This is a genomic window from Micromonospora sp. SL4-19 (assembly GCF_047921475.1).
Lineage (GTDB): Bacteria > Actinomycetota > Actinomycetes > Mycobacteriales > Micromonosporaceae > Micromonospora.
The window spans coordinates 131,912-157,798 of record NZ_JBLROB010000005.1 but is presented as its reverse complement, the minus strand read 5'-3'; the positions used below and the strand labels follow the sequence as shown (position 1 = coordinate 157,798).

28 protein-coding genes, 1 tRNA gene and 1 pseudogene are annotated in these 25,887 nt (G+C 73.2%); 17 read left to right on the top strand and 13 right to left on the bottom strand.

Annotated features, from left to right (window positions below; all coding sequences use genetic code 11):
* Window positions 1-670: 670 nt before the first annotated feature.
* The 3 genes and pseudogenes from ACNAVT_RS10065 (at window position 671) to ACNAVT_RS10055 (ending at window position 3,657) form a co-directional block, all read left to right on the top strand.
* Entirely contained in the window at window positions 671-2,242 is a 1,572-nt protein-coding gene (locus ACNAVT_RS10065; protein WP_416294964.1) for a replication initiator, read from the top strand.
* Entirely contained in the window at window positions 2,239-2,436 is a 198-nt protein-coding gene (locus tag ACNAVT_RS10060) for an excisionase family DNA-binding protein (RefSeq protein WP_107075187.1), read from the top strand. Before ACNAVT_RS10065 ends, ACNAVT_RS10060 begins: the two co-directional genes overlap by 4 nt.
* Window positions 2,436-3,657, top strand: a pseudogene (locus ACNAVT_RS10055) (tyrosine-type recombinase/integrase). Before ACNAVT_RS10060 ends, ACNAVT_RS10055 begins: the two are co-directional and overlap by 1 nt.
* Window positions 3,658-3,741: 84 nt before the next feature.
* Here ACNAVT_RS10055 and ACNAVT_RS10050 read toward each other — a convergent pair.
* Window positions 3,742-3,813, bottom strand: a tRNA-Lys gene (locus ACNAVT_RS10050).
* Between the two features lie 133 nt (window positions 3,814-3,946).
* Between ACNAVT_RS10050 and ACNAVT_RS10045 the strand changes: the two genes are divergently transcribed.
* Together ACNAVT_RS10045 and ACNAVT_RS10040 are read left to right on the top strand one after the other, a co-directional pair.
* Window positions 3,947-4,417 carry a DUF1772 domain-containing protein gene (locus ACNAVT_RS10045; RefSeq protein WP_416294962.1) on the top strand — a complete coding sequence of 157 codons (471 nt, stop codon included), beginning with the start codon at window positions 3,947-3,949 and terminating at the stop codon, window positions 4,415-4,417.
* A 130-nt stretch (window positions 4,418-4,547) separates the two neighbouring features.
* Window positions 4,548-5,630, top strand: a complete 1,083-nt coding sequence (locus ACNAVT_RS10040; RefSeq protein WP_416294960.1) for an NAD-dependent epimerase/dehydratase family protein — start codon at window positions 4,548-4,550, stop codon at window positions 5,628-5,630.
* A gap of 83 nt (window positions 5,631-5,713) precedes the next feature.
* On the opposite strand, the gene ACNAVT_RS10035 is transcribed toward ACNAVT_RS10040, so the two are convergent.
* The 5 genes from ACNAVT_RS10035 to ACNAVT_RS10015 all read right to left on the bottom strand — a co-directional run bounded on the left by ACNAVT_RS10035 (window position 5,714) and on the right by ACNAVT_RS10015 (window position 10,585).
* Window positions 5,714-6,889, bottom strand: coding sequence for a hypothetical protein (locus ACNAVT_RS10035; protein ID WP_416294958.1), 1,176 nt, complete (start codon window positions 6,887-6,889; stop codon window positions 5,714-5,716).
* Window positions 6,890-7,141: 252 nt separating this feature from the next.
* Window positions 7,142-7,891 carry a ZIP family metal transporter gene (locus ACNAVT_RS10030; RefSeq protein ID WP_416294956.1) on the bottom strand — a complete coding sequence of 250 codons (750 nt, stop codon included), beginning with the start codon at window positions 7,889-7,891 and terminating at the stop codon, window positions 7,142-7,144.
* Window positions 7,892-7,930: 39 nt separating this feature from the next.
* The gene (gene eis / locus ACNAVT_RS10025; RefSeq protein ID WP_416294954.1) at window positions 7,931-9,130 is read right to left on the bottom strand and encodes an enhanced intracellular survival protein Eis; all 1,200 of its coding nucleotides are present in this window, start codon (window positions 9,128-9,130) and stop codon (window positions 7,931-7,933) included.
* Window positions 9,131-9,179: 49 nt separating this feature from the next.
* Window positions 9,180-9,899 carry a PP2C family protein-serine/threonine phosphatase gene (locus ACNAVT_RS10020; RefSeq protein ID WP_416294952.1) on the bottom strand — a complete coding sequence of 240 codons (720 nt, stop codon included), beginning with the start codon at window positions 9,897-9,899 and terminating at the stop codon, window positions 9,180-9,182.
* Between the two features lie 125 nt (window positions 9,900-10,024).
* Entirely contained in the window at window positions 10,025-10,585 is a 561-nt protein-coding gene (locus ACNAVT_RS10015) for a helix-turn-helix domain-containing protein (RefSeq protein ID WP_416294950.1), read from the bottom strand.
* 58 nt (window positions 10,586-10,643) lie between these two features.
* On the opposite strand from ACNAVT_RS10015, the gene ACNAVT_RS10010 reads away from it, so the two are divergent.
* Entirely contained in the window at window positions 10,644-11,864 is a 1,221-nt protein-coding gene (locus ACNAVT_RS10010; RefSeq protein ID WP_416294948.1) for a benzoate/H(+) symporter BenE family transporter, read from the top strand.
* A 78-nt stretch (window positions 11,865-11,942) separates the two neighbouring features.
* Here the strand turns inward: ACNAVT_RS10010 and ACNAVT_RS10005 are convergent, their stop codons facing one another.
* From ACNAVT_RS10005 to ACNAVT_RS09990, 4 genes are all read right to left on the bottom strand, one after another.
* On the bottom strand, window positions 11,943-12,305 hold the full coding sequence (locus ACNAVT_RS10005) for a hypothetical protein (protein WP_416294946.1): 363 nt from the start codon (window positions 12,303-12,305) through the stop codon (window positions 11,943-11,945).
* Window positions 12,306-12,349: 44 nt separating this feature from the next.
* A complete protein-coding gene (locus ACNAVT_RS10000) occupies window positions 12,350-12,598 on the bottom strand; it encodes a hypothetical protein (protein ID WP_416294945.1) in 249 nt (82 codons plus the stop codon).
* Window positions 12,599-12,681: 83 nt separating this feature from the next.
* The gene (gene mscL, locus ACNAVT_RS09995) at window positions 12,682-13,140 is read right to left on the bottom strand and encodes a large conductance mechanosensitive channel protein MscL (protein WP_416294943.1); all 459 of its coding nucleotides are present in this window, start codon (window positions 13,138-13,140) and stop codon (window positions 12,682-12,684) included.
* 39 nt (window positions 13,141-13,179) lie between these two features.
* Entirely contained in the window at window positions 13,180-13,863 is a 684-nt protein-coding gene (locus ACNAVT_RS09990) for a FadR/GntR family transcriptional regulator (protein WP_416294941.1), read from the bottom strand.
* Between the two features lie 49 nt (window positions 13,864-13,912).
* Between ACNAVT_RS09990 and ACNAVT_RS09985 the strand changes: the two genes are divergently transcribed.
* On the top strand, window positions 13,913-15,280 hold the full coding sequence (locus tag ACNAVT_RS09985) for an MFS transporter (RefSeq protein WP_416294939.1): 1,368 nt from the start codon (window positions 13,913-13,915) through the stop codon (window positions 15,278-15,280).
* On the opposite strand, the gene ACNAVT_RS09980 is transcribed toward ACNAVT_RS09985, so the two are convergent.
* Window positions 15,226-15,582: an STAS domain-containing protein gene (locus ACNAVT_RS09980; RefSeq protein ID WP_416294936.1), complete on the bottom strand. Its 357-nt coding sequence runs from the start codon at window positions 15,580-15,582 to the stop codon at window positions 15,226-15,228. The genes ACNAVT_RS09985 and ACNAVT_RS09980 overlap by 55 nt on opposite strands.
* Before the next feature lie 173 nt (window positions 15,583-15,755).
* Between ACNAVT_RS09980 and ACNAVT_RS09975 the strand changes: the two genes are divergently transcribed.
* From ACNAVT_RS09975 to ACNAVT_RS09950, 6 genes are read left to right on the top strand one after another with little or no spacing between them, the layout of a single operon-like run.
* Window positions 15,756-16,616 (top strand): STAS domain-containing protein, encoded by an 861-nt coding sequence (locus ACNAVT_RS09975; RefSeq protein WP_416294933.1) that lies wholly within the window; start codon window positions 15,756-15,758, stop codon window positions 16,614-16,616.
* The gene (locus tag ACNAVT_RS09970; protein ID WP_416294932.1) at window positions 16,616-17,026 is read left to right on the top strand and encodes an STAS domain-containing protein; all 411 of its coding nucleotides are present in this window, start codon (window positions 16,616-16,618) and stop codon (window positions 17,024-17,026) included. The genes ACNAVT_RS09975 and ACNAVT_RS09970 overlap by 1 nt, the downstream gene beginning before the upstream one ends.
* On the top strand, window positions 17,023-17,442 hold the full coding sequence (locus tag ACNAVT_RS09965) for an anti-sigma regulatory factor (protein ID WP_416294930.1): 420 nt from the start codon (window positions 17,023-17,025) through the stop codon (window positions 17,440-17,442). Before ACNAVT_RS09970 ends, ACNAVT_RS09965 begins: the two co-directional genes overlap by 4 nt.
* Window positions 17,439-18,452: a SpoIIE family protein phosphatase gene (locus ACNAVT_RS09960; RefSeq protein WP_416294929.1), complete on the top strand. Its 1,014-nt coding sequence runs from the start codon at window positions 17,439-17,441 to the stop codon at window positions 18,450-18,452. The genes ACNAVT_RS09965 and ACNAVT_RS09960 overlap by 4 nt, the downstream gene beginning before the upstream one ends.
* Window positions 18,449-19,813 carry a sensor histidine kinase gene (locus ACNAVT_RS09955; protein ID WP_416294927.1) on the top strand — a complete coding sequence of 455 codons (1,365 nt, stop codon included), beginning with the start codon at window positions 18,449-18,451 and terminating at the stop codon, window positions 19,811-19,813. Before ACNAVT_RS09960 ends, ACNAVT_RS09955 begins: the two co-directional genes overlap by 4 nt.
* A 2-nt stretch (window positions 19,814-19,815) precedes the next feature.
* Window positions 19,816-21,354: a SpoIIE family protein phosphatase gene (locus tag ACNAVT_RS09950; protein ID WP_416295195.1), complete on the top strand. Its 1,539-nt coding sequence runs from the start codon at window positions 19,816-19,818 to the stop codon at window positions 21,352-21,354.
* 51 nt (window positions 21,355-21,405) lie between these two features.
* On the opposite strand, the gene ACNAVT_RS09945 is transcribed toward ACNAVT_RS09950, so the two are convergent.
* Window positions 21,406-22,200: a DUF6597 domain-containing transcriptional factor gene (locus tag ACNAVT_RS09945; RefSeq protein WP_416294926.1), complete on the bottom strand. Its 795-nt coding sequence runs from the start codon at window positions 22,198-22,200 to the stop codon at window positions 21,406-21,408.
* Window positions 22,201-22,231: 31 nt separating this feature from the next.
* Here ACNAVT_RS09945 and ACNAVT_RS09940 point away from each other — a divergent pair, with 31 nt between their 5' ends.
* The 4 genes from ACNAVT_RS09940 (at window position 22,232) to ACNAVT_RS09925 (ending at window position 25,652) form a co-directional block, all read left to right on the top strand.
* Window positions 22,232-22,798 (top strand): TIGR03086 family metal-binding protein, encoded by a 567-nt coding sequence (locus ACNAVT_RS09940; RefSeq protein ID WP_416294925.1) that lies wholly within the window; start codon window positions 22,232-22,234, stop codon window positions 22,796-22,798.
* A 99-nt stretch (window positions 22,799-22,897) separates the two neighbouring features.
* Window positions 22,898-23,434, top strand: coding sequence for a PadR family transcriptional regulator (locus ACNAVT_RS09935; protein WP_416294923.1), 537 nt, complete (start codon window positions 22,898-22,900; stop codon window positions 23,432-23,434).
* Window positions 23,431-24,132, top strand: a complete 702-nt coding sequence (locus ACNAVT_RS09930) for an ABC transporter ATP-binding protein (protein ID WP_416294921.1) — start codon at window positions 23,431-23,433, stop codon at window positions 24,130-24,132. Before ACNAVT_RS09935 ends, ACNAVT_RS09930 begins: the two co-directional genes overlap by 4 nt.
* The gene (locus ACNAVT_RS09925) at window positions 24,129-25,652 is read left to right on the top strand and encodes an FtsX-like permease family protein (protein ID WP_416294919.1); all 1,524 of its coding nucleotides are present in this window, start codon (window positions 24,129-24,131) and stop codon (window positions 25,650-25,652) included. Before ACNAVT_RS09930 ends, ACNAVT_RS09925 begins: the two co-directional genes overlap by 4 nt.
* Window positions 25,653-25,671: 19 nt before the next feature.
* On the opposite strand, the gene ACNAVT_RS09920 is transcribed toward ACNAVT_RS09925, so the two are convergent.
* Window positions 25,672-25,863, bottom strand: a complete 192-nt coding sequence (locus ACNAVT_RS09920; RefSeq protein WP_416294917.1) for a hypothetical protein — start codon at window positions 25,861-25,863, stop codon at window positions 25,672-25,674.
* Window positions 25,864-25,887 lie beyond the last annotated feature (24 nt).

Below are 25,887 nucleotides of genomic sequence, written 5' to 3'. Positions count from 1 at the left end.
GCGCCAGCCGCCGGGCATTCGGCGTGACGGCCGCAGAGCGACAGCGGCAGCGGCCGGCGCGCGCCCAGGCGGCGGCGCGTGCGGCCCGTCAAGGGCCGCCTTGATAGACGTACGGAAAGTCCTCCCACACCGGCCGGCAGCCGGCCGTCCCGCCCGGCCCGGGGGATCACGGCGGGTTGACGTGTCGGTACCCGGTGCTACTCTTGCGCTCGTCGAGCACGCTAGCGCGGTCTTCCTGCCGGATCGCTGGACTCGACGTCGGAGATGCCGAGCGGCCTTCTTGCCGCTGATGCGGGCCACGTCCCGCCGGCTCTCGATCGCACCGGCCGTAGTGCCGGTTTCCCGGATCCATTGAGCGGCCCAGCACGGCCTGTCCTGCCGTCCACGATGGCCCGGATTCGCTCAACTGGACGGGTGGGTGCAGTCTGCGGCCACCGCCGGATGCCGATATCCCAGGCTCCCCACCCGTGCCGGCCCCGATCACCGAGTCCACGAGCGCGAAAGGACACGACCCATCGGCGGGACGTGGCACCACCACGACTCCGCCCTCCGGCGTCAGCCGCCCTCTCGGCGGTGCCAGGAGACACGACGAACACCACCAGCGGACCCACGTCCACGGCTGGTGGTGCTTCGTCTCCCCTCCCTGCCACCCCCTGATGAGGAGACAGTCGTGTCCACCATCCCGCTCACCATCTACCGGCCCGACCTCGCTGTTGGCCGGGACGCCCAGGTCCTGCACCGCGCCGCCACGCCGGAGTTCTCCGGCTGGCTGGAGCACACCCGACCCGCCAGCGGCTGTGCTCGCCCGATCCGCCTCATCGGCACCATCGCCGCCGTCGAACGAGACACCGGCCGCATCACCAGCCAACGGCACACCGACGAGCTGCCCGACCGGACGCTCTACAAGGCGTGCGGCAACCGCCGCGAATCGGTGTGCCCGGACTGCGCCTGGGTCTACCAGGGCGACGCCTACCAGGTCGTCTGTCGCGGGCTGACCGGCGGCAAGGGCGTCCCCGAATCGGTCGGCCTTCACCCGGTCGTCTTCGCCACCTTCACCGCCCCGTCTTTCGGCCCGGTCCACCACCGGCACGTCGCCCGCCACACCTGCCGCAGCCGGCAGCGCTGCGACTGCCGTCCCGCCCCCTGCCGCGCCCGCAGCAACGCGGGCACCTGCCCACACGGGCAGCCCGCGGCGTGCTTCGCCCGCCACGATGCCGACGATCCGCGGCTCGGCCGGCCGTTGTGCCTGGATTGCTACGACCATGACCACCAGGTCGTGTGGAACTACTTCTCAGGGGAGTTGTGGCGGCGCACCAAGCAGGCCATCGAACGTCACCTCGCCGCCCTCTGCCGCCGACGCGGCATCCCGCTCGTCCGGGTCGTCACGGCCTCGGGCAAGGTCCGCTGGGTGCCGCCCGTGCGGGTGTCTCATGGCAAGGTCGCCGAGATGCAGCGCCGGTCCGCCGTGCACTTCCACGTCCTGCTGCGCCTCGACGGCGTCGACCCGGACGACCCGGACGCTCTCGTGCCGCCGCCGGCCGGCATCACCGTCGACGACCTGGACGACGCGGTCCGCGTCGCCGCCCGGCAGATCACCGTCACCACGCCCGCGCACCCCGACCGGCCGCAAGGTTGGCTGGTCGCCTGGGGCGAGCAGGTCGACGTCCGCCGCATCAACACCGCTGGCGGTGAGCTGACGGACGGCAAGGTGGCCGCCTACCTGGCGAAGTACGCCACCAAGGCCACCGAAGCCACGGACCACTCATTCCCCCGGCTCACCCCGGCCACGATCGACGACTACGCCGACCCCGAAGGCGACCACATCGCTCGCCTCATCGACGCCTGCTGGCATCTCGGCCGCCCCACCCACACCGACACCAGTAGCGGCGCCGCAACCGCCGTCGACCGTCAAGACAGCCTTGACAACAAACCTCGCCCCTACGCCGGGTTGCGCCGTTGGGCGCACATGCTCGGCTTCGGCGGCCACTTCCTCACCAAAGCCCGCCGCTACTCCGTCACCTTCGCCCTGCTCCGGGACACCCGCGCCACCTACCGTCGCACCGAAGACAACGAACCGCCCGACACCTTGACTGTCGGCACCCTCACCTACATCGGGTCCGGCTGGCTCACCGAAGGTGACGCCCTGCTCGCCAACACCGCCGCCCGGCAGCGACGTGAGAGCAGGCGCATCGGCAGGGAAGAACTCGCCCACGAAGCCTGGCTCATCGGGGCCGCCGCATGACCCATGACCTCCGCCCCCGCTGGTACTCGCCGGCAGAAGTCGCCGTGCTGCTCGGCTTCGGCATCTCCAAGGTCAAGATGAAGATCGCCACCGGCGAGCTGCGCTCCATCAAGGACGGCAAGTACCGCCGCATCCTCCCCGAATGGGTCGACGACTACATCCGCGAGCAGGTCGAACGCCAGGAGGCTGCCTGATGCCCGCACGCGCACGAGCCAACGGCGAGGGATCGATTTTCCCGTACCGGAACGGCTTCGCCGCGTACGTCTGGGTCGAGAAGCCCGACGGCAAGCGGGGCCGGAAGTGGGTCTACGGCAAGACCCGCGAGGAGGTCCACGACAAGTGGATCAAGCTGCACGGGCAGGCGAAGGCCGGCCCTGTGGCGACCCGCTCCCCGACGGTAGGGGAGTACGCCGGCTACTGGCTGCGCGAAATCGTCAAGCCGAACCTGGCCCCCGGCAGCTACGTCACCTACGAGGTGGTGGTCCGGCTCTACCTCGCACCCGGGCTGGGCCGGAAGCGCCTCGACAAGCTCCGGGTCAGCGACGTCCAGACGTGGATCAACGAGGTCGGGCGGACCTGCCAGTGCTGCGCCCAGGGCAAGGACGAGCGGCGCAAGCCCGCCCAACGTCGCTGCTGTGCCCTCGGCCGCTGCTGCCAGGATCTGCCCTCGGCAACCAGCGTCACCCACCTCCGGACCGTGCTCCGGACGCTGCTGTCCCAGGCGATCACCGAAGGGCTGATCACCCGCAACGTCGCGTCCCTGGTGAAGCTGCCACCGGTACGGAAACGCAAGCGGAAGGCGTGGACGAGCGACGAGGCACGGCGCTTTCTGGAGTCGGCCCGCGCCGACGACGATCCGCTCTACGCCGCGTACGTCCTGGTCCTGGTGCTCGGTCTGCGCAAGGGCGAAATGCTGGGGCTCACCTGGGCCGACGTCGACCTCGACGCCGGGGAGCTGACCATCGACCGGCAGCTCCAGCGGGTCGGTGCCGAACTGCTGCACCGGGAGACGAAGACGGCCGCCTCGGACGCCACCCTGCCGCTGCCGGACATCTGCACCGTGGCCCTCGACCGCCGCCGCGCCGCACAGTCGGCCGCCCGGGACACCGCCGGCCCGGCTTGGCAGCCCTCGGACCTCGTCTTCACCACCCGCTACGGCCGGCCGGTCGAGCCGCGCAACTTCAACCGCTTCTGGGACCGGCGTTGCGACGCGGCAGGAGTCCGGCGGATCACCGTGCGGGACGCCCGGCGGACCTGCGCCTCGCTCCTGGCTGACCTGGACGTGCACCCCCCGGGTGGCGATGCAGATTCTTCGGCACGCCCAGTTCGCCATGACCATGGAGATCTACACGGTGGTGTCCTCGGCGGCCACCCGCGACGCCCTCAAGCGGCTCGGCAGCGCACTGGACCGGTAAGGCGCTACTGCTGTACTTCGCTGCTGTACCGGCCCGACTCACCGCAACAGCGGCCCCGCGAAGGGCCGCTGACCTGCGGAAGAGTGGGCCGCCAGGGACTCGAACCCTGAACCTATGGATTAAAAGTCCACAGCTCTGCCATTGAGCTAGCGGCCCGCCCGCTCAGGCTACCGGACCCCGTCCGCGCCGGGCTTCCGGCTTCCGCCAGCCATCGATGCCCGGCCTCGAACGCCGAAGCGAACCGCTTTTCGGGGTGGCTCGGAGCGTCGTTCTCCGCTTGGCTCGGGGCATGACGATCTTACGTACGGGGGTGCTGGCCGCGGCGACCTTGCTGACCGGGCTGATGGCGGGATTGTTCTTCGCGTACTCGTGCTCGGTGATGCCGGGGTTGGCCGCGACGGACGACCGGAGCTTCGTGGGCACCATGCAGTGGATCAACCGGCGGATCCTGAACGGCTGGTTCCTCACCGCGTTCCTCGGGTCGATGGTGCTGCTGGTGGCGGCGGTGGCGCTGCATTTCACGGACGGACCGGTGCTGGTCTGGACCGGCGCGGCCCTGGTCCTCTACGGGGCCACGTTGGTGATCACCATGCGGTGGAACGTGCCGCTGAACGACCAGCTCGACCAGGCCGGCCCTACCGACGATCCGGCCGTGGTCCGCGACCGCTTCGAGGCGCCGTGGGTGCGGTGGAACCTGGCCCGGACGATCACGTCGGTCGCGGCGTTCGGTTGCCTGATCGCCGCCCTGGCCAGCGATTGACCCGCGCCGGATCGGCGATGTGGGGGTGTCGCGCTGGCGAGGACACCGCCGGATCGGCGATCTGGCGTCGCACTACGCGCCGCCCGGCCGATCCGGGGTTGGGGTCGGTTGCAGCGGGTACCGCAGCCGTATGCGCATCGTGATCGTGGGGGCCACCGGCAACGTCGGGACCGCGCTGCTGCGCCGGTTGCGGCGGGAGTCCGAAACGGAACTGGTCGGCGTCGCGCGCCGGTTGCCCGGGCTGGACCCGGGGGAGCCGTACGACCGGGTGGAGTGGCACTCGTGCGACATCGGGAGCCCCGAGGCGGTCGGGCGGCTCGCCGCGATCTTCGCCGGGGCGCGGGCGGTGGTGCACCTGGCCTGGCAGATCCAGCCCAGCCACGACCAGCGCACCTTGTACCGGACCAACGTCGGCGGCAGCCGCGCGGTGCTCGGCGCGGCCGTCCGGGCCGGCGTCCCCGCCCTGGTGTACGCCTCGTCCGTCGGCACGTACGCGGCCGGCCCGAAGGACCACCCGGTCAGCGAGCGCTGGCCGGCGACCGGGGTGCCCGAGTCGTCGTACAGCCGGGACAAGGCCGAGGTGGAGGCGCTCCTCGACGTGGTCGAGCGGGAGCACCCGGAGCTGCGGGTGGTCCGGCTACGGCCGGGACTGATCTTCCAGCGGGATGCCGGCACCGAGATCAGCCGATACTTCCTCGGCCCGCTGGTCCCGGTCCGGCTGCTGCGGTACGGCCGTATTCCGCTGGTACCCGCGAACCGCCGCCTCCGGATGCAGGCGGTGCACGCCGATGACGTCGCCGACGCGTACGCGAAGGCGGTCCTGGGTGAGGCGCGGGGTGCCTTCAACCTGGCCGCGGACCCGGTGCTGACCCCGGAGTTGGTGGCCCGGCACTTCCACGGCTGGACGGTGCCGGTGGCCGTGCCGCTGCTGCGCGCGGCGGCGGCGCTGACCTGGCGGGCACGGCTGCAACCGGTCGACGCCGGCTGGGTGGACCTGGCCTTGAACGTGCCGCTGATGTCCAGCGAGCGCGCCGAGACCGAGCTGGGCTGGACCCCGCAAGTCGACTCGGTCACCGCGCTCCGGGAACTCCTCACCGGCATGGCCCACCGCGCCGGCACCCACTCGCCACCCCTGTCGACCGCCCCCGCTCTCCCCGGCCGCCCCGCCGCCCTGCTCCACTCCCGACCGCCCGGCCAGGCCAACCCCTACTGACCGTCGTCGATCACGAAGTTGCCGTCGCCGGCTACGGCGTGCCGGGCCGACAACTTCGTGGTCAACGCCGAGGTGCGGGGCGGTCAGCGGAGGGTGGCGGCAACCAGCGTGGGTGGGCGGGCGCCCAGGAAGAAGATGCCGGGGAAGCCGTTGGTCTCGAAGCCCTGGCTGGGGTTGCGGCGCAGGGTCGAATCCTCGATCCGCAGGGTGCCGGTGCGGTTGTTGCTGACGAAGAAGATCGCGCCGCCGCCCTCGCTGGCGCGGTTGCCCTCGATGATCGTGCCGGCGATCCGGACGGTGAACTCGTTGCCGTCGCAGTAGATCGCGCCGCCGCTGCCGCCGCCGGCGGTGCCGGCCCGGGCGGGGTTGGCGCCCGTGCCGACCGCCCGGTTGTCGCGGAAGACGCTGTTCAGCACGGTCCAGGACACGCCGATGCTGCTCGTCGCCGCGCCGTTGGCGCACAGCCCGCCGGTGAAGGTGCTGTTCACCACGTACACCGGCTTGTTCTCGTACTGGCTGAGCACGCGGAGTGCGGCGCCGCCCAGGTCCGGCCCGGTCCGGTCGCACCGGTTGTCGACGAACCGGGAGTTGACCACCTTGAACCGCCCGCCCCGCACGAAGATCGCGCCGCCCCCGCCGCCCTCGGTCCGGTCGCCGGTGGAGTCGCCCTCGGCGAAGGTCAGGTTCTGCACGGTGAGCTGCGGGTGGTCCTGGTTCTGGCAGTGGGAGGTGGTCCAACCCTGGGCCTGGTCGCAGGTGTTCAGGTAGAGGATCCGCCGCTTGCCGCCACCGCTGAGGGTGACCTTGCCGCCGCCGTCCAGCACGATCCGCGGCCCGTGGGAGTTGACAACCTTCGCGGTGGCCTTCATCCGGATGGTCACCGGCGTCGGGCCGCAGTCGAAGGTGATGATCCCGCCCGCCGCGACGGCCCTCACCACCGCCTCGGAGGTGCAGCTCGCCGCGGTTCCGGTGCCGACCGTACGGGTCGGGCGCGAGGTGTCCACCGCCCGCGCCTCGGCCGGCACGGCCGCCCCGCCGCTCGGGTTGCCGGCGCGGAACGGGGACGCGCTCGGCTGCGCGGCACCGAGACCTGTCCGCGCGCTCGGCCCGGCCGTCGGGGTGACCGTCGGGCCGGCGGGGCTGCCGGTGTCGGCGACGGGTGCGGCGGACGGGCGGGCCGGGTCACTGGAGCCGCAGCCGGGCAGCGCGGCGGTGACGACACCGAGGGCGAGAAGGGCGACGAGGGACTGCACGCGCACCCGCCCGATGCTAAGGGCCCGCCGGCACCCGCACGGAAGTCCCACCAGATCCTTAACCCACCGCTAAGCCTCCACCCCGACGACCGACCCCCGGCCCCGCCCGGATCCGCGCTGATTCACGGAAAGAGTGGCCTCCGCGCGCCGGACAGCCACTCTTTCCGTGAATTGGTGGCGGTGGTGGGAGGTGGCGCGCGGCGAGCGTGGTGGCGCGCGGCGAGCGTGTGGGGCGGTGCGGCGGGGGGTGGGGCGAGGTCAGGCGTGGGAGAGGGCGAAGGCGACCAGGAAGCCGAGGACGGTGATCAGGCCGACCAGCAGGTGGGCGTCCTCGAACGCCTCCGGGACCATCGTGTCGGTGATCATCGCGAGGATCGCGCCCGCCGCCAGCGCGGTGATGCCGGCCAGCAACTCGGGCGGGGCACCGCCGAGCAGCGCGTACCCGGTCAGTGAGGCCACGCCGCTGACCAGGGCGATCGCCGCCCAGAGCAGGAAGACGTAACGTCTGCTGCGGCCGGCCTGCCGCATCCCGGCCGCGCTGGACAGGCCCTCCGGCACGTTGCTGAGGAAGACCGCGATGACCGTGACCAGGCTGACCGGACCGCCGGTCAGCAGGCTCGCGCCGATCACCACCGACTCCGGTACACCGTCCAGCAACGCGCCGACCGCGATGGCCGTACCCGAGCCGGGCTGCTCCTGCTCGGAGGGCTGCTCGTCGCCGGAGCGCTTGCGTTGCCGCGCGCCGCGCCGGGCCAGCAGGACGTTCGCCCCGGTGTACGCGAGCGCCCCGACCCCCGCCCCGATCGCCACCGGCACCAGGCCGCCCTGCGCGTGCGCCTCGGCGATCAGTTCGAAGGAGACGGCGGAGAGCAGCACACCCGCGCCGAACGCCATGACCGACGCGATGATCCGGCGCGGCACCCACGCGAAGTATCCGGCGACCGCCCCGATCAGCAGCGCGGACCCGGCCAGCAGCCCCCAGAGGCCCGCTTCCAACCACTCCGGCACCCGCAGGACCCTACTCCCGAGCCGGAACGAGAAACAGGTTCAGAAATCGGCGAAGAGGTACGGCAGCTCGCGCGGGAACATCCGGCGTAGCTCGGTGGCCGCGTCCGCCGGCACCTCACCGAGCCCGCGGATGGCGACCTCGGCCGGGTCCAGGACCCCGTACGCCAGGGCGGAGAGCCCGGCGGCGGTGAGCCGCGCGGCCGGGACGGCGCCCGCCGCGGAGTCCCCGGCGGTCACCTCGAGCCGTCCGGTGCCGCCGTCGAGCAGGTGGGTGCCGGCCAGCCACCGGTCGCCGACGAGCTCCACGGTGACCCGGCCGGTCCCGACCGGCAGGCCGGCGAGCGCGTCCAGGCTCAGCAGCCGGGCCATCGGGGCGGGCGAACCGGGCCGGGACACCCGTGCCTCGACGTGCACGGCGAGGTCGGTGAGCCACAGCTCGGGCAGCTCGTCGGCGGGCAGGTGGACGCGGATCCGCTCCACCTGGTCGACGTGACGGGCGAAGAACTGGAGCAGTGACGCGCGGGCGTACGGGTCGCTGACGAGCAGGTCGTCGGCGACCAGGTCACCGCCGTGGTCGTCGATCCGGTAGGTGACCGCACCGACGGTCTCGCCGTCGCGGACGGCGGTGAGCAGCCAGCGATCGTCCCGGTCGCGCAGGCCGACCGCCCGGAAGTCCGGGAAGAGTGCCAACCCGTGCCGCTCGTGCAGGCAGCGTTCGGTGTACGCGCGCCACGTCTCGTAGCCGGCGCCGATCCGCCCCCAGACCACCTCGCCGGGCAGCTCCGCGCGGAGCAGCGGGGCCAGGTCGGCCGGGGAGAAGACCGCGGTACGCCGGCGGGGCAGCCCGACGTACCCGAAGCGCTCGTAGAACGAGGCGCGGAACGGGTAGAGCGCGGTCAGCGCGTGCCCCTCCTCGCGCATCTCGTCGAGGAGCCGGTGCAGCAGGGCCCGGACGTGCCCGCGCCGGCGGGCCAGCGGGTGGGTCGCCACCCCGGCCACGCCGGCCATCGGCTGGACGCGGCCGCGCAGGTTCTGCCGCATCGGGACCGCCGAGGCGGCAGCTGTCGTGACCCCGTCCTCCTCGACGACCAGCGTCCGGTTGCCCGCGTTGTACGGCAGGTACTCGCGGAACTCCTCGACCCGGGAAGAGGCCATCGGCGACGCCTCGAAGGCGTACGACTGCAGCGGGAAGCTGGTGATGAGGCGTTCCTCGGCGGCGATCAACCGGCGGATGAGCATCTGCCCATCCCAACCCGGCCCGGGGACCCGTGCAACCGAAATGACCCGCTCAGACCGTGGTGACGTCGGACACGACGACGGTGACGTTGTCCGGCGCGCCGGCCTGGTGGGCGAGCTTGACCAGCTGTTCGCCGCACTGCTGCCGGTCAGAGTAGGTGGCGAGCGCCGAGGCGATGGCGTGGTCCTCGACGTAGTCGGACAGGCCGTCGCTGCACAGCAGCAGCCGGTCGCCGGGAACGACGGCGAGCGCCCCGATGGCCGGCGGCGTGTCCGAGCCTTGCACGGCGCGGGTGACCAGGGAGCGCTGCGGGTGGTGCCGGGCCTGGTCGGGGGAGATCGCACCCTGGTCGACCAGCGCCTGCACGAAGGTGTCGTCCCGGGTGAGCTGGGCCAGCTCGCCGTTGCGGAGCAGGTAGCAGCGGGAGTCGCCGACCTGGGCGAAGACCAGGGTGTCGCCGGCGAGCAGGCCGGCGGTCAGCGTCGTACCCATGCCGTCGCGGGCCGGGTCCACCGTGATGGCGGCTCGGATGCGCTGGTTGGCGGTGCTCACGACGGCGCGCAGCGCGTCGGCGGCCTCGTCGGGGACGGTCGGCGGGGTCAGCTCGTCCAGGATCCGGATGACGATCTCGCTCGCCACTTCGCCGGCGGGGAGCCCGCCCATGCCGTCGGCCACCGCCACCAGGCGGTCGCCGGCGAGAGCGGAGTCCTCGTTGTTGGTCCGGACGAGGCCGACGTCGTTGCGAATGGCCGAGCGGAGGATCAGCGTCATGGGTCAAGCTTGCCAAGAAGACCCGCTCCGCGTCTCTACGCACTGCTCTCTCGGATGAAAAGAATTGCTGCCGGCCGCCACGACCAGAACTGTCCACAGTGGTCAACGGAGCCGGCGCGGCGGGGTCAGCGACGCGGATAGCGCAGCAGCAGGCTGGCGTGCACCTCCTCGTCGCCGACCGCGGCGTAGCTGTGTGGTACGTCGGAGGTCCAGCGCAGGTGCCCGCCGGCCGCGGCGGTCAGCGGGGCGTCGACCGGCCCGGCCCGCAGGACGCCGGCGAAGACGGTGACGTGCTCGGTCACCCCGGGCTGGTGTGCGGGGGAGAGCTGGCCCGGTCCGGGGACGACCCGCATCCGGTACAGCTCGTAGGTCGCGTCGGTGTCGGTGAAGACCTCCAGCAGGGTGGCGCTCACCGCCGCGCCGCTGACCGTGGGTGCCGCCGCCGGCGCGGAGAGCACGGCGGTGAGCGGAACACCGAGCCGCGCGGTGACCGCGTACAGGGTTTCCAGGGTCGGGTTGCGGGTGCCGTTCTCGAGCCCGGAGAGGGTGGCCTTCCCGACGCCGGCCGACCGGGCCAGCGTGGAGAGAGACATCCCCCGCTCCTCGCGGAGGGCGCGGACCCGGCGGCCGACCGCCTCGGCTCCCGCCGCGGGGGTCCGGTCCCGGTCTGGTGGGGCTGCTGCCATGCGGCTATCGTGCTACACCGAGTCGTTCCGTAAACGGAACAGCAGACGGGAGAGTGGCGTGGCCGGTCGAATCCAACCCGTGCTGGCCGGTGTCGTGACGGCCCTCGTCGGCTTCGCCAGCTCGTTCACGGTCGTCCTCGCCGGGCTGCGAGCGGTGGGCGCGGACCAGTCGCAGGCGGCCTCCGGCCTGCTCGCGCTCTGCCTCGCCACCGGCTGCTGCGCGGTCTGGCTGGGCCTGCGGCATCGGCTGCCGCTGGCGATCGCCTGGTCCACCCCGGGAGCGGCGCTGCTCGTCGCCACCGGCCCGGTGCCCGGCGGCTGGCCGGCGGCGGTCGGCGCGTTCCTGCTCACCGGCGTGCTGATCGCCGCCGCCGGGCTGGTCCCGGCGCTCGGCCGGGCGGTCGCCGCGATCCCCGCCCCCATCGCCAGCGCAATGCTCGCCGGGGTGCTGCTGCCGCTGTGTACCGCGCCGGTCCGGGCGCTGGTCGAGGTGCCCCGGCTGGCCGGGCCGGTGGTGCTCGCCTGGCTGGTGCTGCACCGGTTCGCCCGCCGTTGGGCGGTGCCGGGCGCCCTGGCCGTGGCGGCGGTGGCGATCGCGCTGACCGCCTCCGGGCCGACCCGGGCGCACCTCGCCCCGGCCGTCGCGCTCACCGCGCCGACCTGGACCGTGCCCGCGGTGGTCGGGCTCGCGCTGCCGTTGTTCCTGGTCACCATGGCCGCGCAGAACGTGCCCGGGACGGCCGTCCTCGCCGGGTACGGCTACCGGGCCCCGCTGGGCTCCGCGCTCCGGGTGACCGGGCTCGCCACCGCGCTCGGCGCCCCCGCCGGCGGGCACGCGGTGAATCTGGCCGCGATCACCGCCGCCCTGGCCGCCGGCCCGGATGCGCACCCCGACCCCGACCGGCGCTGGATCGCCTCGGTCACCGCCGGGATCGGCATGGCGCTGCTCGGTCTGGGCGCCGGCGTCGCGACCGCCCTGGTGCTGCTCTCCCCGCCGATCCTGGTCGAGGCGGTGGCCGGGCTCGCGTTGCTCGGCGCGCTGGCCGGCGCGGTCTCGGCGGCCGTCGCCGAGCCGGACGCCCGCGAGGCGGCGGTGGTCACCTTCGTGGTCACCGCCTCCGGGGTGAGCCTGCTCGGGGTGGGCGGCGCGTTCTGGGGCCTGGTGGCCGGCTGGCTGATGCTCCTGCTGTTCCGTCGCCGCCGGGCCACCGACCGTCCGGAGCCGCCCTCGGCGGACCGGCCGGCGCCCGAGCCGGTCACCCCGGCGCGGGCCGGCTGATCAGGGCGTCGCCTGGACCTCGACGTCGGCGGTACGTCGGCCTGAATCGTCTACGACATCAGGTCGACAGCGAACCGTTCACTCCTCCTCGGGCAACGCCTCGGCCGGGACGTCGAGGCGTACCCCGTCGTCGGTGACGGCCGTGATCCGGTCGGCCAGCACGTAGACCGCGCCGGTCCGGGCCAGCTCGGTGGAGACCTTCAGGTAGCCGCTGCGCAGCAGCCGGGCGGCCAGGTCGGCGGGGACGTCCGGTTCCTCGACCGCCGCCGACTCGATCAGCTCGTTCAGGCTGCCACCCGGGTCGATCCCGGCGGGCGCCTGCACGGTCACCGCGTTCGGGTCGCCCCGCTGGACGAGATCCACGGTGCCGACCTCGACGCCGGCCGAGTCGACCACGCGCATGCCGGTGGTGACCCGGGAGATGGCCTCCTGCTGCTGCATGCCCCGCTGGCTCATACAGGCGCGGTTCCCGGCCCGACCCGGCGCTAAACGGGTGGGGTCCAGCCGCTGGGCGGCCGGGGCGAGAGCTCGCGCCAGGTGTCCGGCCCCTCCAGCAGCGCCCGGATGGTGTCCTCCGCCTCCTCCACGCTGTCGTACTCGTAGAACCGGGAGACTCCCTCGGCGCCGCCGGCGCGCTGCTCGACGTGCCAGCGGTCGCCGTCCACCCGGAGGAAGACGTCCCGCCGGGCCAGCCGTCCCCACTTCCCGTTCCACCAGTGCCTGCGCTGCTCCATGACCGGGGACTCTATCGAACATGTGTTCGACACACGCCGGCCCCCGCGGGATTCCCACGGGGGCCGGACGGGCGGGCGGTACGTCAGCGCGGGGCGGGCGGCTCCTGCCGGCGGCCCAGCGCGTCGTCCAGTGCGCCCCGCTGGACCGGCGTGGCGTGGCTGCCGGCGAGCAGCGCGTCCCGGATCTCGGTGAGCAGCTTGATCTCCTCGCTCGGGGCCTTCGGCGGCGGCTCCTCGCCGCGCCGCCGCCGCTCCGCGAGCCTGTTCATCGGGTACACCACGAGGAAGTAGAGCACCGCAGCGGTGATCAGGAAGGTGATCGCCGCGTTGATGAACCCGGCCCAGTCCATGAAGTTGCCCCTGCTGATCTCCCAGGCCCCTGCGAACTGGTCATTGCCGCCACCGACCAGCTTGATGATCGGCTTCAGGAACGAGGTCGTGAAGGCCGTGACCACGCCGGTGAACGCGGCACCGATGACGACACCGACCGCCAGGTCGACGACGTTGCCGCGCATGATGAAGTCTTTGAAGCCCTTGAGCATTCACACTCCCGTGCTGTCCGGTTTTCCGTCCGGGACAACCTATGCCCCGGACGGGGCCTCCAGAAAAGCGCCGGCCTCGATCGCCGCCCGCGCCGGATCACCGTCCCGGATCGCGTCGACCAATCGGCCGTGGTCGACGTACCGCTCGGGCTCCAGTGCCTCGCCCATCGCCTGGGCGACGGTGCTGCGCAGCGCGGCGCCGACCGAGGCGTACAGCTCGGCCAGCATGGCGTTGTGCGCGGCGGCCACCACCGCGCTGTGCAGCGCGGCGTCCGCCTCCACGAAGTCGTCCACCCGGCCGGAGCGCCACGCGACCTCCCGGTCGGCGAGCGCGCCGTCGAGCGCCGCCAGGTCCTCCGGGGTACGCCGCAGCGCGGCGAGCCGGGCCGCCTCCACCTCGAAAGCGCGCCGAACCTCGATCACCTCGGCCATCCGGTCGTCGGTGAGCCGGCGGGCCACCACCGGGGCCAGCTCGTCGGTCGACACCACGTACGTCCCGGAGCCCTGGCGGCACTCCAGCACCCCGGCGTGCACCAGGGCGCGGACCGACTCACGGACCGTGTTCCGCCCCACGCCCAGCGCGGCGACCAGCTGCGGCTCGGTGGGGATCCGCCCGCCGACGGGCCACTCGCCGCCGAGGATCCGGGCCCGGAGCTGCTCGATCGTCTGGCGGACCCGGTGGCCGCGCGGGGGCACGGCGACCGAATCGACGGAGGGTGTCACCGGTTACAACTCCTGCCGAAATTCATCCCATGATTGTAGATTGGAGTTCATGACGCCGCCAGCCACCTGCACCGATGCGCCCGCCCCCGACCGGGCCGCCGGGCTCACCGCGCCGACCATCGACGTGACGCCCGGCCCGGCTCCCGCGGTGGTCACGCCGCCGCGCCCGGTCACCGGCGGCGTGCTGGTGCTGGTCGGCATGCTGCTGGTCGCGCTCAACCTGCGCGCCGCGGTGACCAGCCTCGGTGCCCTGCTCGACGAGGTCCGCGGTGGGCTGGGCCTCTCCGGCACGATGGCCGGCTTCGTCACCACCCTGCCCACCATCGCCTTCGCCGGGCTCGGCGCGCTCACCCCGTGGCTGGTCCGCCGCTGGCCGGCCGCCCGGGTGCTGGTGCTGGCCATGATCGCCCTCACCGCCGGGCAGGTGCTCCGGGTGGTCACCGACTCGGCAGCGGTCTTCGTGCTCACCAGCGCGCTCGCGCTGGCCGGCATCGCGATCGCGAACATCATGCTGCCGATGCTGGTCAAGCAGTACTTCTCGCACCGCACCGGGCTGGTCACCGGGGCGTACACGATGGCGCTGACCGTGGGCACGACGGTGGCCGCGGCCTCGGCGGTGCCGGTGGCCCACGCCTTCGGCTCGTGGCGGGCCGGGCTCGGCGTCTGGGCCGGGCTGGCCGCGTTGGCCGTACTCGCGTGGGTGCCGCTGGCGCTGCGCGCGAACGCCGCGCGCAGGGCCGCGACCCCGACGGCGGTCGCCACGCACCCGGCGCGGGTCCGGCCGGCGCGGACCCGGCTCGGCTGGGCCATGGCGATCTACTTCGGGGCGCAGTCGCTCAGCGGGTACGCGATCATGGGCTGGCTGGCCCAGCTCTTCCGGGACGCCGGGTACGCGCCCGAGACCGCCGGGCTGCTGCTCGCCGGGGTGACCGCGCTCGGCGTGCCGGTGGCGCTGATGATGCCGACCCTGGCCGGCCGGCTGCCGACGCTGCGCCCGCTGGTGCTCTCGCTGACCGCCTTCTCCACGGCCTCGTACATCGGCCTGGCCCTCGCGCCGCACGGCCTCGCGCCGCTCTGGGTGCTGCTGCTGGCTCTCGGCCAGGGCGCGTTCCCGCTGATCCTGACCACCATCGGGCTGCGGGCCCGGACGGCCGAGGGCACCGTCGCGCTGTCGGCATTCGCGCAGAGCACCGGTTACCTCATCGCCGCGCTCGGTCCGCTGCTGGTCGGCATCCTCTACGAGGCGACCGGGGGCTGGACGGCGCCGATCGGCTTCCTGCTGGTGGCCCTCGCCGTGCAGACGATGGCGGGCCTGGTGATCGCCCGTCCCCGTTACATCGAGGACGAGCTGACGCGGGACGGTCAGGAGGAGGCCGGGCTCGGGTCGCCCGCCACGGCCTCGTCCACCGTCGGGTAGGTCTGCAGCACCTCGACGAGGCCGCTGACCTCCAGGATGCGGAGCACACCGCGCTGCGGGGCGGCCAGCCGGACCACGCCGCCGGCCTCGTCGCAGCTGTTCTTGGCGCGCACGAACACCGACAGCCCGGTCGAGTCGCAGAAAGACACGTCCGCCAGGTCGAAGACGAGGCGGTTGCGCCCTTTGTCCAGCAGATCGGTGATCTGGTCCTGGAGCTGCGGTGCCGTGGCCATGTCGAGCTCGCCCGCGACCGACACGACGACCACGTCGCCGCGCTGTTCCGTGTGCACCGTCAGGGACATTCGCCGACCTCCTGTTCGGTGGAACGGTATCCCACAAAGCGGGTGGAACGCAGAGCGGGAGCGGCGGGGAGCGGCCGGCGCCGGCCGGCGGTCATATTCTTTGCCGCGTGACAAGGAGTGCGACCGGCTCCGGTGATAGAGTCCGGCCCGGTCCAGAGTTCAGGGAGGTCGCCATGGCGCTGAGCGCCGAACAGAGTGGTCGTCTCGCCCGACTGCTCACCGAGCACGCCGACCGGTTGACCGCGCGCTGGACGGAAATCGTGGCCAGCTCCCTGCGGGGTCGGCTCAGCCAGGCGGAACTCGCCCGGCAGGTGCGGGAGCTGCACCGCAGCATGATCGACGCCGGTGAGCACGGGCTCACCGACCTGGCCGACGAGCACGGCGGTGAGCTGCGCGCGGTGCTGGCCGAGCTGTCGTCGGGGCGGGCCCGGCAGGGCTTCAGCGCCAGCGAGACCGCGATCAGCGTGTTCGCGCTGAAAGACGCCCTGCTGGAGCTGATGGAGGCGGACCAGAGCGCGGAAACGCTCCGCGACTATGTGGGTTACTCCGCCCTGATCGACCAGATGGGGCTGTTCACCTTCGAGAGCTACGTCCGCACCCGGGAGAGCCTCATCGCCGACCAGGCGGAGCAGCTGCTCGAACTCTCCACCCCGGTGGTGAAGCTCTGGGAGGGCGTGGTCGCCGTCCCGCTGGTCGGCACCCTCGACTCGGCCCGCGCGCAGGTGGTGATGGAGCGGCTGCTCCAGGCCCTGGTCGACACCGGCTCGCCGTACGCGATCATCGACATCACCGGCGTGCCGGCGGTGGACACCCAGGTCGCCCAGCACATCCTCAAGACCGTGGTGGCCGCCCGGCTGATGGGCGCCGACTGCATCATCTCCGGCATCCGGCCGCAGATCGCCCAGACGATCGTCGCGCTCGGCATCGAGTTCGGCGACATCGCCACCAAGGCCAGCCTCGCCGACGCGCTGCGCCACGTGCTGCGGCTGTCCGGCGTCGAGACCACCTCCCGCCGCCCGCGCCGGGAATCCTGATGGAGCGGGTGCCGATTCTCAAGATCGGCGAAATCCTGCTCGTCTCCATCCAGGTCGACATGTCCGACCAGACGGCGATGCAGCTCCAGGAGGATCTGGCCGAGCGGATCGTCGCCACCGGTTGCCATGGCGTGATCATCGACATCACGGCGCTGGACATCGTCGACTCGTTCGTCGGCCGGATGCTCTCCACCATCGCGTCCATCTCCAAGGTGCTGGATGCCGAGACCGTGGTGGTCGGGATGCGTCCCGCCGTCGCCATCACCCTGGTCGAGCTGGGACTGTCGCTCAGCGGCATCCGCACCGCGCTGAACGTCGAGCGCGGCATGGAGCTGATCGCGGCGGCCCGCGCCGACGAGTGGGACGAGGCGGACGGCGACGAAGACGCCGAGACGACGGCCACGTCATGACCACCGGTGTCGACCTGGGTGTGCCGTCGACCCAGGCGATCCGCACTGACGAGGACGTGGTACGGGTCCGGCAGCTGGTGCGTACCACCGCGGTCGCGGTCAAGCTCTCGCTGGTCGACCAGACCAAGCTGGTCACCGCCGCCAGCGAGCTGGCCCGGAACACGCTGATCTACGGCGGCGGGGGCACCGCCGAGGTCGCCACGGTCGACGATGGCCGCCGACGCGGCGTCCGCATCGTCTTCGCCGACGACGGGCCCGGCATCGCCGACCTCGACCTGGCGTTCACCGACGGCTACACCACCGGCAGCGGGCTCGGACTCGGGCTGAGCGGCGCCCGCCGGCTGGTCGACGACTTCGACATCAAGACCGCCGTGGGCGAGGGCACCCGGATCACCATCACCAAGTGGTCCCGATGAGCGGGGACGTGGTCGCCGACCACGGTCTCTGGTTCCGGGTGGAGAGCGGCGGCGCGGCCAGTGGCATACGCCGGGCGGCGGAGCGCCTCGGCCGGCAGTTGGAGCTGAGCGAGGAGCGCACCGCCGACCTGGCCATCGTCACCGCCGAACTCACCAGCAACCTGGTCAAGCACGCCCAGGAGGGGACGCTGCTGCTCCGGCCGGTACGTCGGGGCGGCCGGGCCGGGGTGGAACTGGTGGCGATCGACTCCGGCCCCGGCATGCCGGACCTCGCCCTCTCCTCGGTGGACGGGCATTCCACCACCGGCACGCTCGGGATCGGCCTCGGCGCGATCGTCCGGCAGGCGAGCTGGTTCGACGGATACTCGCTGCCCGGCCGGGGCACCGTACTCGCCGTCCAGGTCTGGGACGGGCCGCCGCCGGAGCCGGACTGGGCCGGTGGGCTGATCCGGCAGATCACCGGCGAGCAGGTCAGCGGCGACGGATACGCCGTACGAGTGGCCGACGGCCGACGCCAGGTGCTGGTCTGCGACGGTCTCGGGCACGGGCCGCTGGCGGCGATTGCCACCGAGGCGGCGATCACCGCGTTCCGGACCGCCCCGGCCGGGCCGCCGAGCACCGTGGTGCAGCACCTGCACCGCGCCATGTCGCACACCCGCGGCGCCGCGCTGGCCGTGGCCGAGCCGGACCCCGCGTCAGGCTTGCTCCGGTACGCCGGACTGGGCAACATCGCAGCCATGATCGTGGTGCCAAATGAGCGGCGGCGGGGCCTGGTCTCGCTGCCCGGTATCGCCGGTCACCAGCGCCCCGCGGTGCGCGAGTACGACTATCCGTTCCCGCGCGGGGCGACGCTGGTCATGCACACCGACGGCGTGGTCGACCGCTGGGACGTGGCCGACTACCCCGGCCTCGCCGGGCGTTCGCCGTTGGTGGCCGCCGCGGTCCTGCTCCGCGACGCCGGGATCCGCCGCGACGACGCCGGCGTCCTGGTCGCCCGGGCGGAGCCATGACCGAGTCGTACCCGCCGGACCCGCTGCTCCAGATGTCCCTCCGGGTGGAGCAGGACATCTTCCTGGTCCGGCAGCGCGGGCGGGAGGTGGCCGCCGCCGTCGGGCTGGAGAACCAGGACCAGGTACGCCTCGCCACCGCGCTCAGCGAGGTGGCCCGGGACCTGCTGCAGGCGGTCGACGGCGCGGACGTCACGTTCACGGTCGACGTCGGCGCCCCCACCGGCCGACCTGTGCTCCGGGTGGACCTCGCCCCGGTGCGTCCGTTGCCCGGCGGCCGGTACGAGCCACAGTCCGGCGCGGTGGCGCGCCTGGTGGACAGGCTGGCCGTGGTTGCGGACGAGGGGGATACCGTCGTGAGGATGTCCCGACGTGTCCCGGCCCATGCACCGGCGCTGCCGCCGGAGCGCCTCGCCGAGCTACGCGCCGAGTTGGCCAGCAGCGCCCCGGGCACCGCCCTGGACGAGTTGGCCGCGCAGAACGGCCAGCTCATCGCGGCCCTCGACGAGGTACGCAGCCACCGCGACGAGCTGGAGGTGCTCAACTCCGAACTTCAGGAAACCAACCGGGGCGTGATGGCGCTCTACAACCAGCTCACCGAGGAGCTGGAGGAGACCAACCGGGGCGTGGTGGCCCTCTACGCCGAGCTCGACGAGAAGTCCGCCCAGCTCCGTGCGGCCAGCGAGTCGAAGAGCCGGTTCCTGGCCAACGTGAGCCACGAGTTGCGTGCCCCGGTCACCGCGATCATCGGGCTGGCCCGGCTGCTCGCCGACTCCGCCTCCGATCCGCTCACCGCCGAGCAGGCCCAGCAGGTCGGGCTGATCCGCTCGTCGGCGGACGACCTGCTCTCCCTGGTCAACGAACTGCTCGACCTGGCCAAGGCCGAGTCGGGCCGGATCGAGCCGAATTGGGCGGAGGTGGACCTGCGGGCGGTCTTCGGGCAGCTCCGCGGCACGCTGCGGGCGCTGGCCACCCGGCCCGAGGTCGAGCTGGTGGTGGAGGAGCCGGCGGCCCACGCCACCGTCCGCTCCGACGAGGTGCTGCTCGCCCAGGTGCTGCGCAACCTGTTGCACAACGGCCTCAAGTTCACCGAGCGGGGCGAGGTCCGGTTGCGGGCGGAACGCCGGAACGACTCGTGGTGGCTGGCGGTCTCCGACACCGGCGTCGGCATCCCGCCGGAGCTGCACGAGCGCGTCTTCGAGGAGTTCTACCAGGTGCCCGGCGCGGTCCGGGTCGGCGGCACCGGTCTTGGCCTGCCGTACGCGCGCCGGCTGGTCAAGCTGCTCGGCGGGACGCTGGAGCTGTCCAGCGAGCCCGGTCGGGGCAGCACCTTCACAGTGATCCTTCCCGTGGGCGGAGCGTGACGGTGGACGGCGGGGCGGCGACCGTACTGGTGGTCGACGACAGTCGTACCAAGCGATATCTGCTGGTCAGCTGGCTGAGCCGGGCCGGGTTCGTGACCATCGAGGCGGAGAACGGCACCGAGGCGCTGGCCCGGATGGCGACCGACCGGGTCGACCTGGTGGTGCTCGACGTGCGGCTGCCCGACATGAGCGGCTTCGAGGTGTGCGAGCGGATCAAGGAGTCCTACCCGGTGATCCCGGTGGTCCACGTCTCGGCGCACGCCGTGGACGTGGTGGACCGGGCACAGGGGCTGACCCGGGGCGCGGACGCGTACCTGGCCGAGCCGATCGAGCCGGAGGAGCTGGTCGCCACCGCCCACGCGGTGCTCCGCTACTACCAGGCCAGGCAGCGGGCCGAGTTGCTCGCCGAGCGGCTGGCCGCGCTGGCCGACGCCACCGTGCAGATGCACGCCGCGCCGAACTTCGTCCGCCTGTTGGAGGCGGCGGTGGCCGGGGCGGCGCGGATCTTCAAGAGCCCGGCGGCGGTGGTCGCCGAGACCTTCGACGGAAGCTGCCTCGCCGGGGTGGCCGCCGGGCCGGACGAGCCACCGGCGGTGGTGCCGTGGACCGTGGACGACACGGGAGTGCCGATCGGCACCACCGTCCGGGTGGACGAACCGGGCAACTGGGGCCTGGTCGGCTGGCCTGCCGGTGACACCGTCACCGTGGCCGCCGCCCGGCTGCGCGAGGACCGGCCCCCGCTCTACGTGGTGGTGCCCACCGCCACCCAGACCGTCCGTACGCCGGTGCTGGTGCAGCTCGCCCAGGCCATCGCCTCGGCGGTGGAGGCCCAGCGCTCCTTCGACGAGGAGCACCGGATCGCGGTGACCCTCCAACGCAGCCTGCTGCCCCGCCGGCTGCCCGAGATCGTCGGCCTCGACCTGGCGGTCCGGTACGAGCCGGCGAGCGCCCGGACCGAGGTGGGCGGCGACTTCTACGAACTGGTGATGCTCGACGGCCACCTGCTGATGGCGATCGGCGACGTGGCCGGGCACTCGCTGCACGCCGCGACCGTGATGGCCGAGCTGCGGCACGCGGTGCGGGCGTACGCGGTCGAGGGGCACCCACCGGGGGTGATCCTGGACCGGGTCAACGAGCTGATGCGCGCCCTGCTGCCGAGCGAGCTGGCCACCATCTGCCTGCTGCTGCTGGACCCGGGCAGCGGGCTGGTCCGGCTGGCCAGCGCAGGGCACCTGCCGGCCCTGATCAGCAGCGAGGGACGGGTGGAGTTCGTGCAGCAGTCCGCCCCGCTGCTCGGCGTCCGCGCGCTCCGCCCACCGGACCTGGAGTTCGTGCTGCCGGCCGGGGCGACGTTGGTCCTCTACACCGACGGCCTGATCGAGCGCCGGGACGCCACGATCGACGAGGGGATGGCGGCGCTGGGCGCGGTCGCCGTTCGGGTGGACGACGACCTCGACCAGTTCTGCCAGCGGCTGCTGGTCGAGCTGGCGCCGCCGGAGATCCAGGACGACGTCGCGGTGGTCGCCGTCCGTCGCGGTTGACCCCGGGGTACGTCCCGTTGCGCGGTCGTTCGGCCTGGCCGTTGCGAAGCGTCACCGGCCGCCGTTGGCGATCAGCGAGCGGGCGTACGCGGCGGGGGAGACACCGGCGACCGCGGTGAACTCGCGGACCAGGTGGGCCTGGTCCGCGTACCCGAGGTCGACGGCGACCCGCGCCCAGTCCAGCGGCCCGGCGGCGGCCTGCTCGATGGCCTCCTGGAGCCGGTACCGCCGGATCACCCACTTGGGGCCGACCCCGACGTGCTCCAGGAAGAGTCGCTGCAGTCGGCGGGCCGAGACGCCGTGCCGCCGCGCGAAGTCGTCCACCCGCAGGATGCCCCGGTCGGCGCGGATCTCCTCGACCAGCGCGGTGGCCTCGGCGGCGAGCGGATCCGGTGCCGGCCCCCAGGCGGTGAGCAGGTCGTCCAGCCGGCGGCACCGGTCGTCGTCCGTACCGGGGCAGACCGGCTCGGCGGCGGGGAGAGGGTGGCGACGGCCGGTCAGTTCGGCCACCGACCGACGCCAGAACGGGCGGAAGCCACCCGGGCGGAACTGCACCCCGCTGACCCGGCCGGCGTCGTGGAGGGTGACGGTGAACAGGCCGGTGTCGACCCCGGCGATCTCGCCGGTCTCCGGGCCACCCCGTTGGGCCTGGAACGCCACGTTGACCGCCGGGTGCGGCACGACCCGCTGGTCGAAGGGCTCGGTCAGGTCCCAGTCGACCAGCCAGTAGTGCTCGACGTACGGGCGCAGCGCCGGGGCGGGCAGCCGGCGGCGGAAGCGGACCTGCCGCAGCATCCGGGCGGGATCGAGGATCCCCGAGTGGTCGCCCCGCGGTTCGTGTCGCATTTTTCCAAGACCACCCTCATACGCTGGCCCTATGACGACGAAGACTAGTGAGCTGCTGGCCGTCGCCGCGCCCAGGACGGTGGCGGTGGTCCGGGCCATCTCCGACGACCAGCTCGACCTGCCCACCCCGTGCATCGACTACTCGGTGCGCGACCTGCTCGGCCACCTCTACGACGTGGTGGTCAACTTCCAGGACCTCGCGCGGAGACGGGAGGTCGACTGGTCGGCGAAGCACGACCACCTGACCGAGGGCTGGCAGGACCGGTTCGCGGCGGAGACCGTGCGGCTGACCGAGGCCTGGTCGGACCCGGCGGCGCTGGAGGGTGTCTCGCCCGGCATGGGGCTGCCGCAGGAGACGGTCGGCGAGATGGCGCTGACCGACCTCACGGTGCACGGCTGGGACCTGGCCCGGGCCACCGGTCAGCACCTGGCCGTCGATCCGCCGGTGCTGGCCGCGCTGCACGGTTTCATGGACCGGATGGGCTCCACCGGCCAGCAGATGGGTGCCTTCGGCGAACCGGTGCCCAGCACCTCCGACGCCACCGACCTGGATCGTCTCCTCGGCCGGACCGGCCGGGATCCGTCCTGGACGCCCTGATGCCCTGACGCCCTGATGCCCTGAACCCTCGGCCCGCGTGGCACCACGCCGCGCGGGCCGCTCTTGACACTGCTATTCGCTGAGTGAATAGTGGCACCTGTGTCCACCCAGCACGTCGTGCTCGGGCTGCTCGCCGGCGGTGCCCGGCACGGCTACGAGCTGAAGCGCGCCCACGACGAGCGGCTGCCCCGGGCCCGCCCGCTCGCCTACGGGCAGGTCTACGCGACCCTCGCCCGGCTGCAGCGCGACGGCCTGGTGGTCCCGGCGGGGCAGGAGCGCGAGAGCGGCCCCGACCGCACGGCGTACGCGCTCACCGAGGAGGGACGGGACGCGCTCGACCGGTGGCTCTCCACCGTCGAGCCACCCATGCCGCACGTGGCGAGCACCCTCTTCGCCAAGGTGGTGGTCGCGCTGATGGTCGCCGACCCCGACCGGGCCCGGTCCTACCTCATCGCCCAGCGCCGGGCGCACACCGAACGGCTCCGCGAGCTGACGGCGGCGAAGGCCGCCCCCTCGGCAAGCCTCGACGACGTGATCGCGGCCGACTTCGCCATCAACCATCTCGACGCCGACCTGCGGTGGCTGCACACCACCCTGGAGCGGGTCGCCGACTGGCACCGGGAGGTGCACTCGTGACGTATCTGGAAGCGCGCGGTGTGGTCAAGGCGTACGGCAGGACGCACGCCCTGCGCGGCGTGACGCTCGACGTGGCGGAGGGGGAGATCGTCGCCATCACCGGGCCGAGCGGTTGCGGCAAGTCCACCCTGCTGCACTGCCTGGCCGGCATCCTGCGCCCCGACGCCGGGCAGGTCACCTGGCGGGGTGAGCGGATCGACACCTGGTCGGAGGGGGCCCGGTCCCGGTTGCGCCGCACCGACTTCGGGGTGCTCTTCCAGTTCGGTCAGCTCGTCGCCGAGCTGACCGCGGCGGAGAACGTCGCCCTTCCGCTACTGCTCGCCGGCACGGGGCGGCGAGAGGCGCGGACCGCGGCGCTGACCTGGCTGGAGCGGCTCGGCGTGGCCGAGGTCGCCGACGTCCGGCCAGGTGAGATGTCGGGTGGGCAGCAGCAGCGCTGCGCCACCGCGCGGGCGTTGGTCACCGAGCCCCGGGTGCTCTACGCCGACGAGCCGACCGGCGCGCTGGACACGCTCACCGGCGAGCAGGTGCTCACCCAGCTGGTCCGGCTCGCCCGCGAGCAGCGCACCACCGTCCTGCTGATCACTCACGAGCCGCGCATCGCGGCGTACGCCGACCGCGAGGTGGCGCTCCGCGACGGCGTGGTGGACCAGTCGGGCCTGGGTCTGGAAGTGCCGGTGCCGGGCGGCCACCGGTGAAGCCGACCGCCGTGTTCCGGCTCGCCCTGGCCGGCACCCGCACCGACCTGGCCCGGGTGGCCCTGACCGCGCTGAGCGCCGCCCTGGCCATCCTCGCCGGCCTGGCCGCGCTGACCGTGCTGGCCATCCCGACGCCGCCGGCCACCGCGGGCAACGAAAACCGCTGGTCGGAGCAGTACGCCAACCAGCTTCTGGTCGAGCCGGGGCTGCGCGGCGGCACCGCGTTCGCCCTGCTGCTGCTGGTCATCCCGGTGCTGGGGCTGGCCGGGCAGTGCGCCCGGCTCGGGGCCCCGGCCCGGGACCGGCGGCTGGCCGCCCTCCGGCTGGCCGGGGCCACCCCTGGCCAGGTCACCCTCGTCGCCATGGCGGAGACCGGGCTGGCGAGCCTGCTCGGCACGCTGGCCGGGCTGGCCGGCTACCTGGCCGGCCACCGGTTGCTGCACCGGCCGGACGCGCATGGCCGGCTCCCGCTGCCCACGGACGTGTACCCGCCGACCGCCGGGATGGCGGCGCTGGTGCTCGGGCTGCCGGTGGTCGCCGCGCTGGTCACCGCGCTGATGCTCCGTCGGGTGGCGACCACTCCGTTCGGCGTGGTCCGGAAGGTGCGGACCCGAGGCCCCTGGCCCTGGCCCGGCCTGCTGATCATCCTGGGCCTGGCCGCCTTCGCCGCCTTCCGGCCGGTGGGGATCTGGTATGACCAGCGGCACAGCCAGCCGCCGCTCTGGCTGCCGCCGACACTGCTGGTCGGCGGCGGGCTGGCCGCCATGATCGGCGTGGTCACCGGCACCGGCTGGATCTCCCACACCGCTGGTCGCCTGCTGCACCGATACACCCGGAGACCCGCCGCGCTGCTCGGCGCGCGCCGGCTGATGGCCGATCCGTGGGCGGGCAGCCGGACCTTCGCGGCGCTTCTCGCCGCGCTCATCTTCGGGGCCGGGGCCGCCGGGTTCCGCGCCTACTTCCTGGCGATGGTGGAACTCGACGGCCGGACGGGCGCCGGGATGCCCAGTCCGGACGACTTCTACCTCGGCACCATGGACCTGATCGACCTGGCGGTGGCGGTGGCGATGACGATCGCGGCGGGAGGGCTGCTGGTCGCCCTGGTGGAGGGGATCATCGCCCGGCGGCGGGCGTACGCGGCGCTGGTCGCGACCGGGGTGCCGCGCGGCACGCTCGGTCGGTCCATCCTCTGGCAGTCGCTCGCGCCGGCGGTGCCCGCGATCGCCATCGCACTGACCGTCGGTCTGCTGCTCATCCGGGGCGCTCTCGGCTCGCCGAGCAGTGGCGGCTTCTCGCAGGAGACCTGTGACGCGAGCGCGGCCCTCTGCAGTGACCCGGCGACGCGCGCCCAGTACGTCCGCACGGAGTGGGTCCCGGAGATGACCATGGTGCCGCACGTACCGGTGGAGCAGTTGGCCTGGCTCGCGGCCGGCGCCCTGGTCGCCGTGCTGGCGACCGCCGGCGTCGGCCTGCTCTTCCTGCGGTCCAGCACGGCGGTGGAGGAACTGCGGACGACCTGACGCGACGCCTCGGCGGGAATCAGCGACCGCCGAAGAGGCCGGCGGACCAGGCGACGGCCAGGCCGATCACCGCCGAGCAGCAGCAGACGACCAGGGCGGCCGCGACCACCGCCAGGATCACCCAGGTCGGGCCGCGCCGGGCCGCACTCGGCCCCGCATCCGCCGACGGTACGTCCGCGCCGGCTGGCTCGCCCTCCTCGGCCTCGCTCACCCGGGCAGTCTAGGTGCCGCACGA

Bases quoted from the DNA above. Each gene is read 5' to 3' on its own strand.
- ACNAVT_RS10060 (WP_107075187.1), top strand. From the start codon at position 2,239: ATGACCCATGACCTCCGCCCCCGCTGGTACTCGCCGGCAGAAGTCGCC.
- ACNAVT_RS10045 (WP_416294962.1), top strand. From the start codon at position 3,947: ATGACGATCTTACGTACGGGGGTGCTGGCCGCGGCGACCTTGCTGACC.
- ACNAVT_RS10040 (WP_416294960.1), top strand. From the start codon at position 4,548: ATGCGCATCGTGATCGTGGGGGCCACCGGCAACGTCGGGACCGCGCTG.
- eis (WP_416294954.1), bottom strand. From the start codon at position 9,130: ATGCTCATCCGCCGGTTGATCGCCGCCGAGGAACGCCTCATCACCAGC.
- ACNAVT_RS10020 (WP_416294952.1), bottom strand. From the start codon at position 9,899: ATGACGCTGATCCTCCGCTCGGCCATTCGCAACGACGTCGGCCTCGTC.
- ACNAVT_RS10015 (WP_416294950.1), bottom strand. From the start codon at position 10,585: ATGGCAGCAGCCCCACCAGACCGGGACCGGACCCCCGCGGCGGGAGCC.
- ACNAVT_RS10005 (WP_416294946.1), bottom strand. From the start codon at position 12,305: ATGCAGCAGCAGGAGGCCATCTCCCGGGTCACCACCGGCATGCGCGTG.
- ACNAVT_RS10000 (WP_416294945.1), bottom strand. From the start codon at position 12,598: ATGGAGCAGCGCAGGCACTGGTGGAACGGGAAGTGGGGACGGCTGGCC.
- mscL (WP_416294943.1), bottom strand. From the start codon at position 13,140: ATGCTCAAGGGCTTCAAAGACTTCATCATGCGCGGCAACGTCGTCGAC.
- ACNAVT_RS09985 (WP_416294939.1), top strand. From the start codon at position 13,913: ATGACGCCGCCAGCCACCTGCACCGATGCGCCCGCCCCCGACCGGGCC.
- ACNAVT_RS09980 (WP_416294936.1), bottom strand. From the start codon at position 15,582: ATGTCCCTGACGGTGCACACGGAACAGCGCGGCGACGTGGTCGTCGTG.
- ACNAVT_RS09975 (WP_416294933.1), top strand. From the start codon at position 15,756: ATGGCGCTGAGCGCCGAACAGAGTGGTCGTCTCGCCCGACTGCTCACC.
- ACNAVT_RS09970 (WP_416294932.1), top strand. From the start codon at position 16,616: ATGGAGCGGGTGCCGATTCTCAAGATCGGCGAAATCCTGCTCGTCTCC.
- ACNAVT_RS09965 (WP_416294930.1), top strand. From the start codon at position 17,023: ATGACCACCGGTGTCGACCTGGGTGTGCCGTCGACCCAGGCGATCCGC.
- ACNAVT_RS09960 (WP_416294929.1), top strand. From the start codon at position 17,439: ATGAGCGGGGACGTGGTCGCCGACCACGGTCTCTGGTTCCGGGTGGAG.
- ACNAVT_RS09955 (WP_416294927.1), top strand. From the start codon at position 18,449: ATGACCGAGTCGTACCCGCCGGACCCGCTGCTCCAGATGTCCCTCCGG.
- ACNAVT_RS09945 (WP_416294926.1), bottom strand. From the start codon at position 22,200: ATGCGACACGAACCGCGGGGCGACCACTCGGGGATCCTCGATCCCGCC.
- ACNAVT_RS09940 (WP_416294925.1), top strand. From the start codon at position 22,232: ATGACGACGAAGACTAGTGAGCTGCTGGCCGTCGCCGCGCCCAGGACG.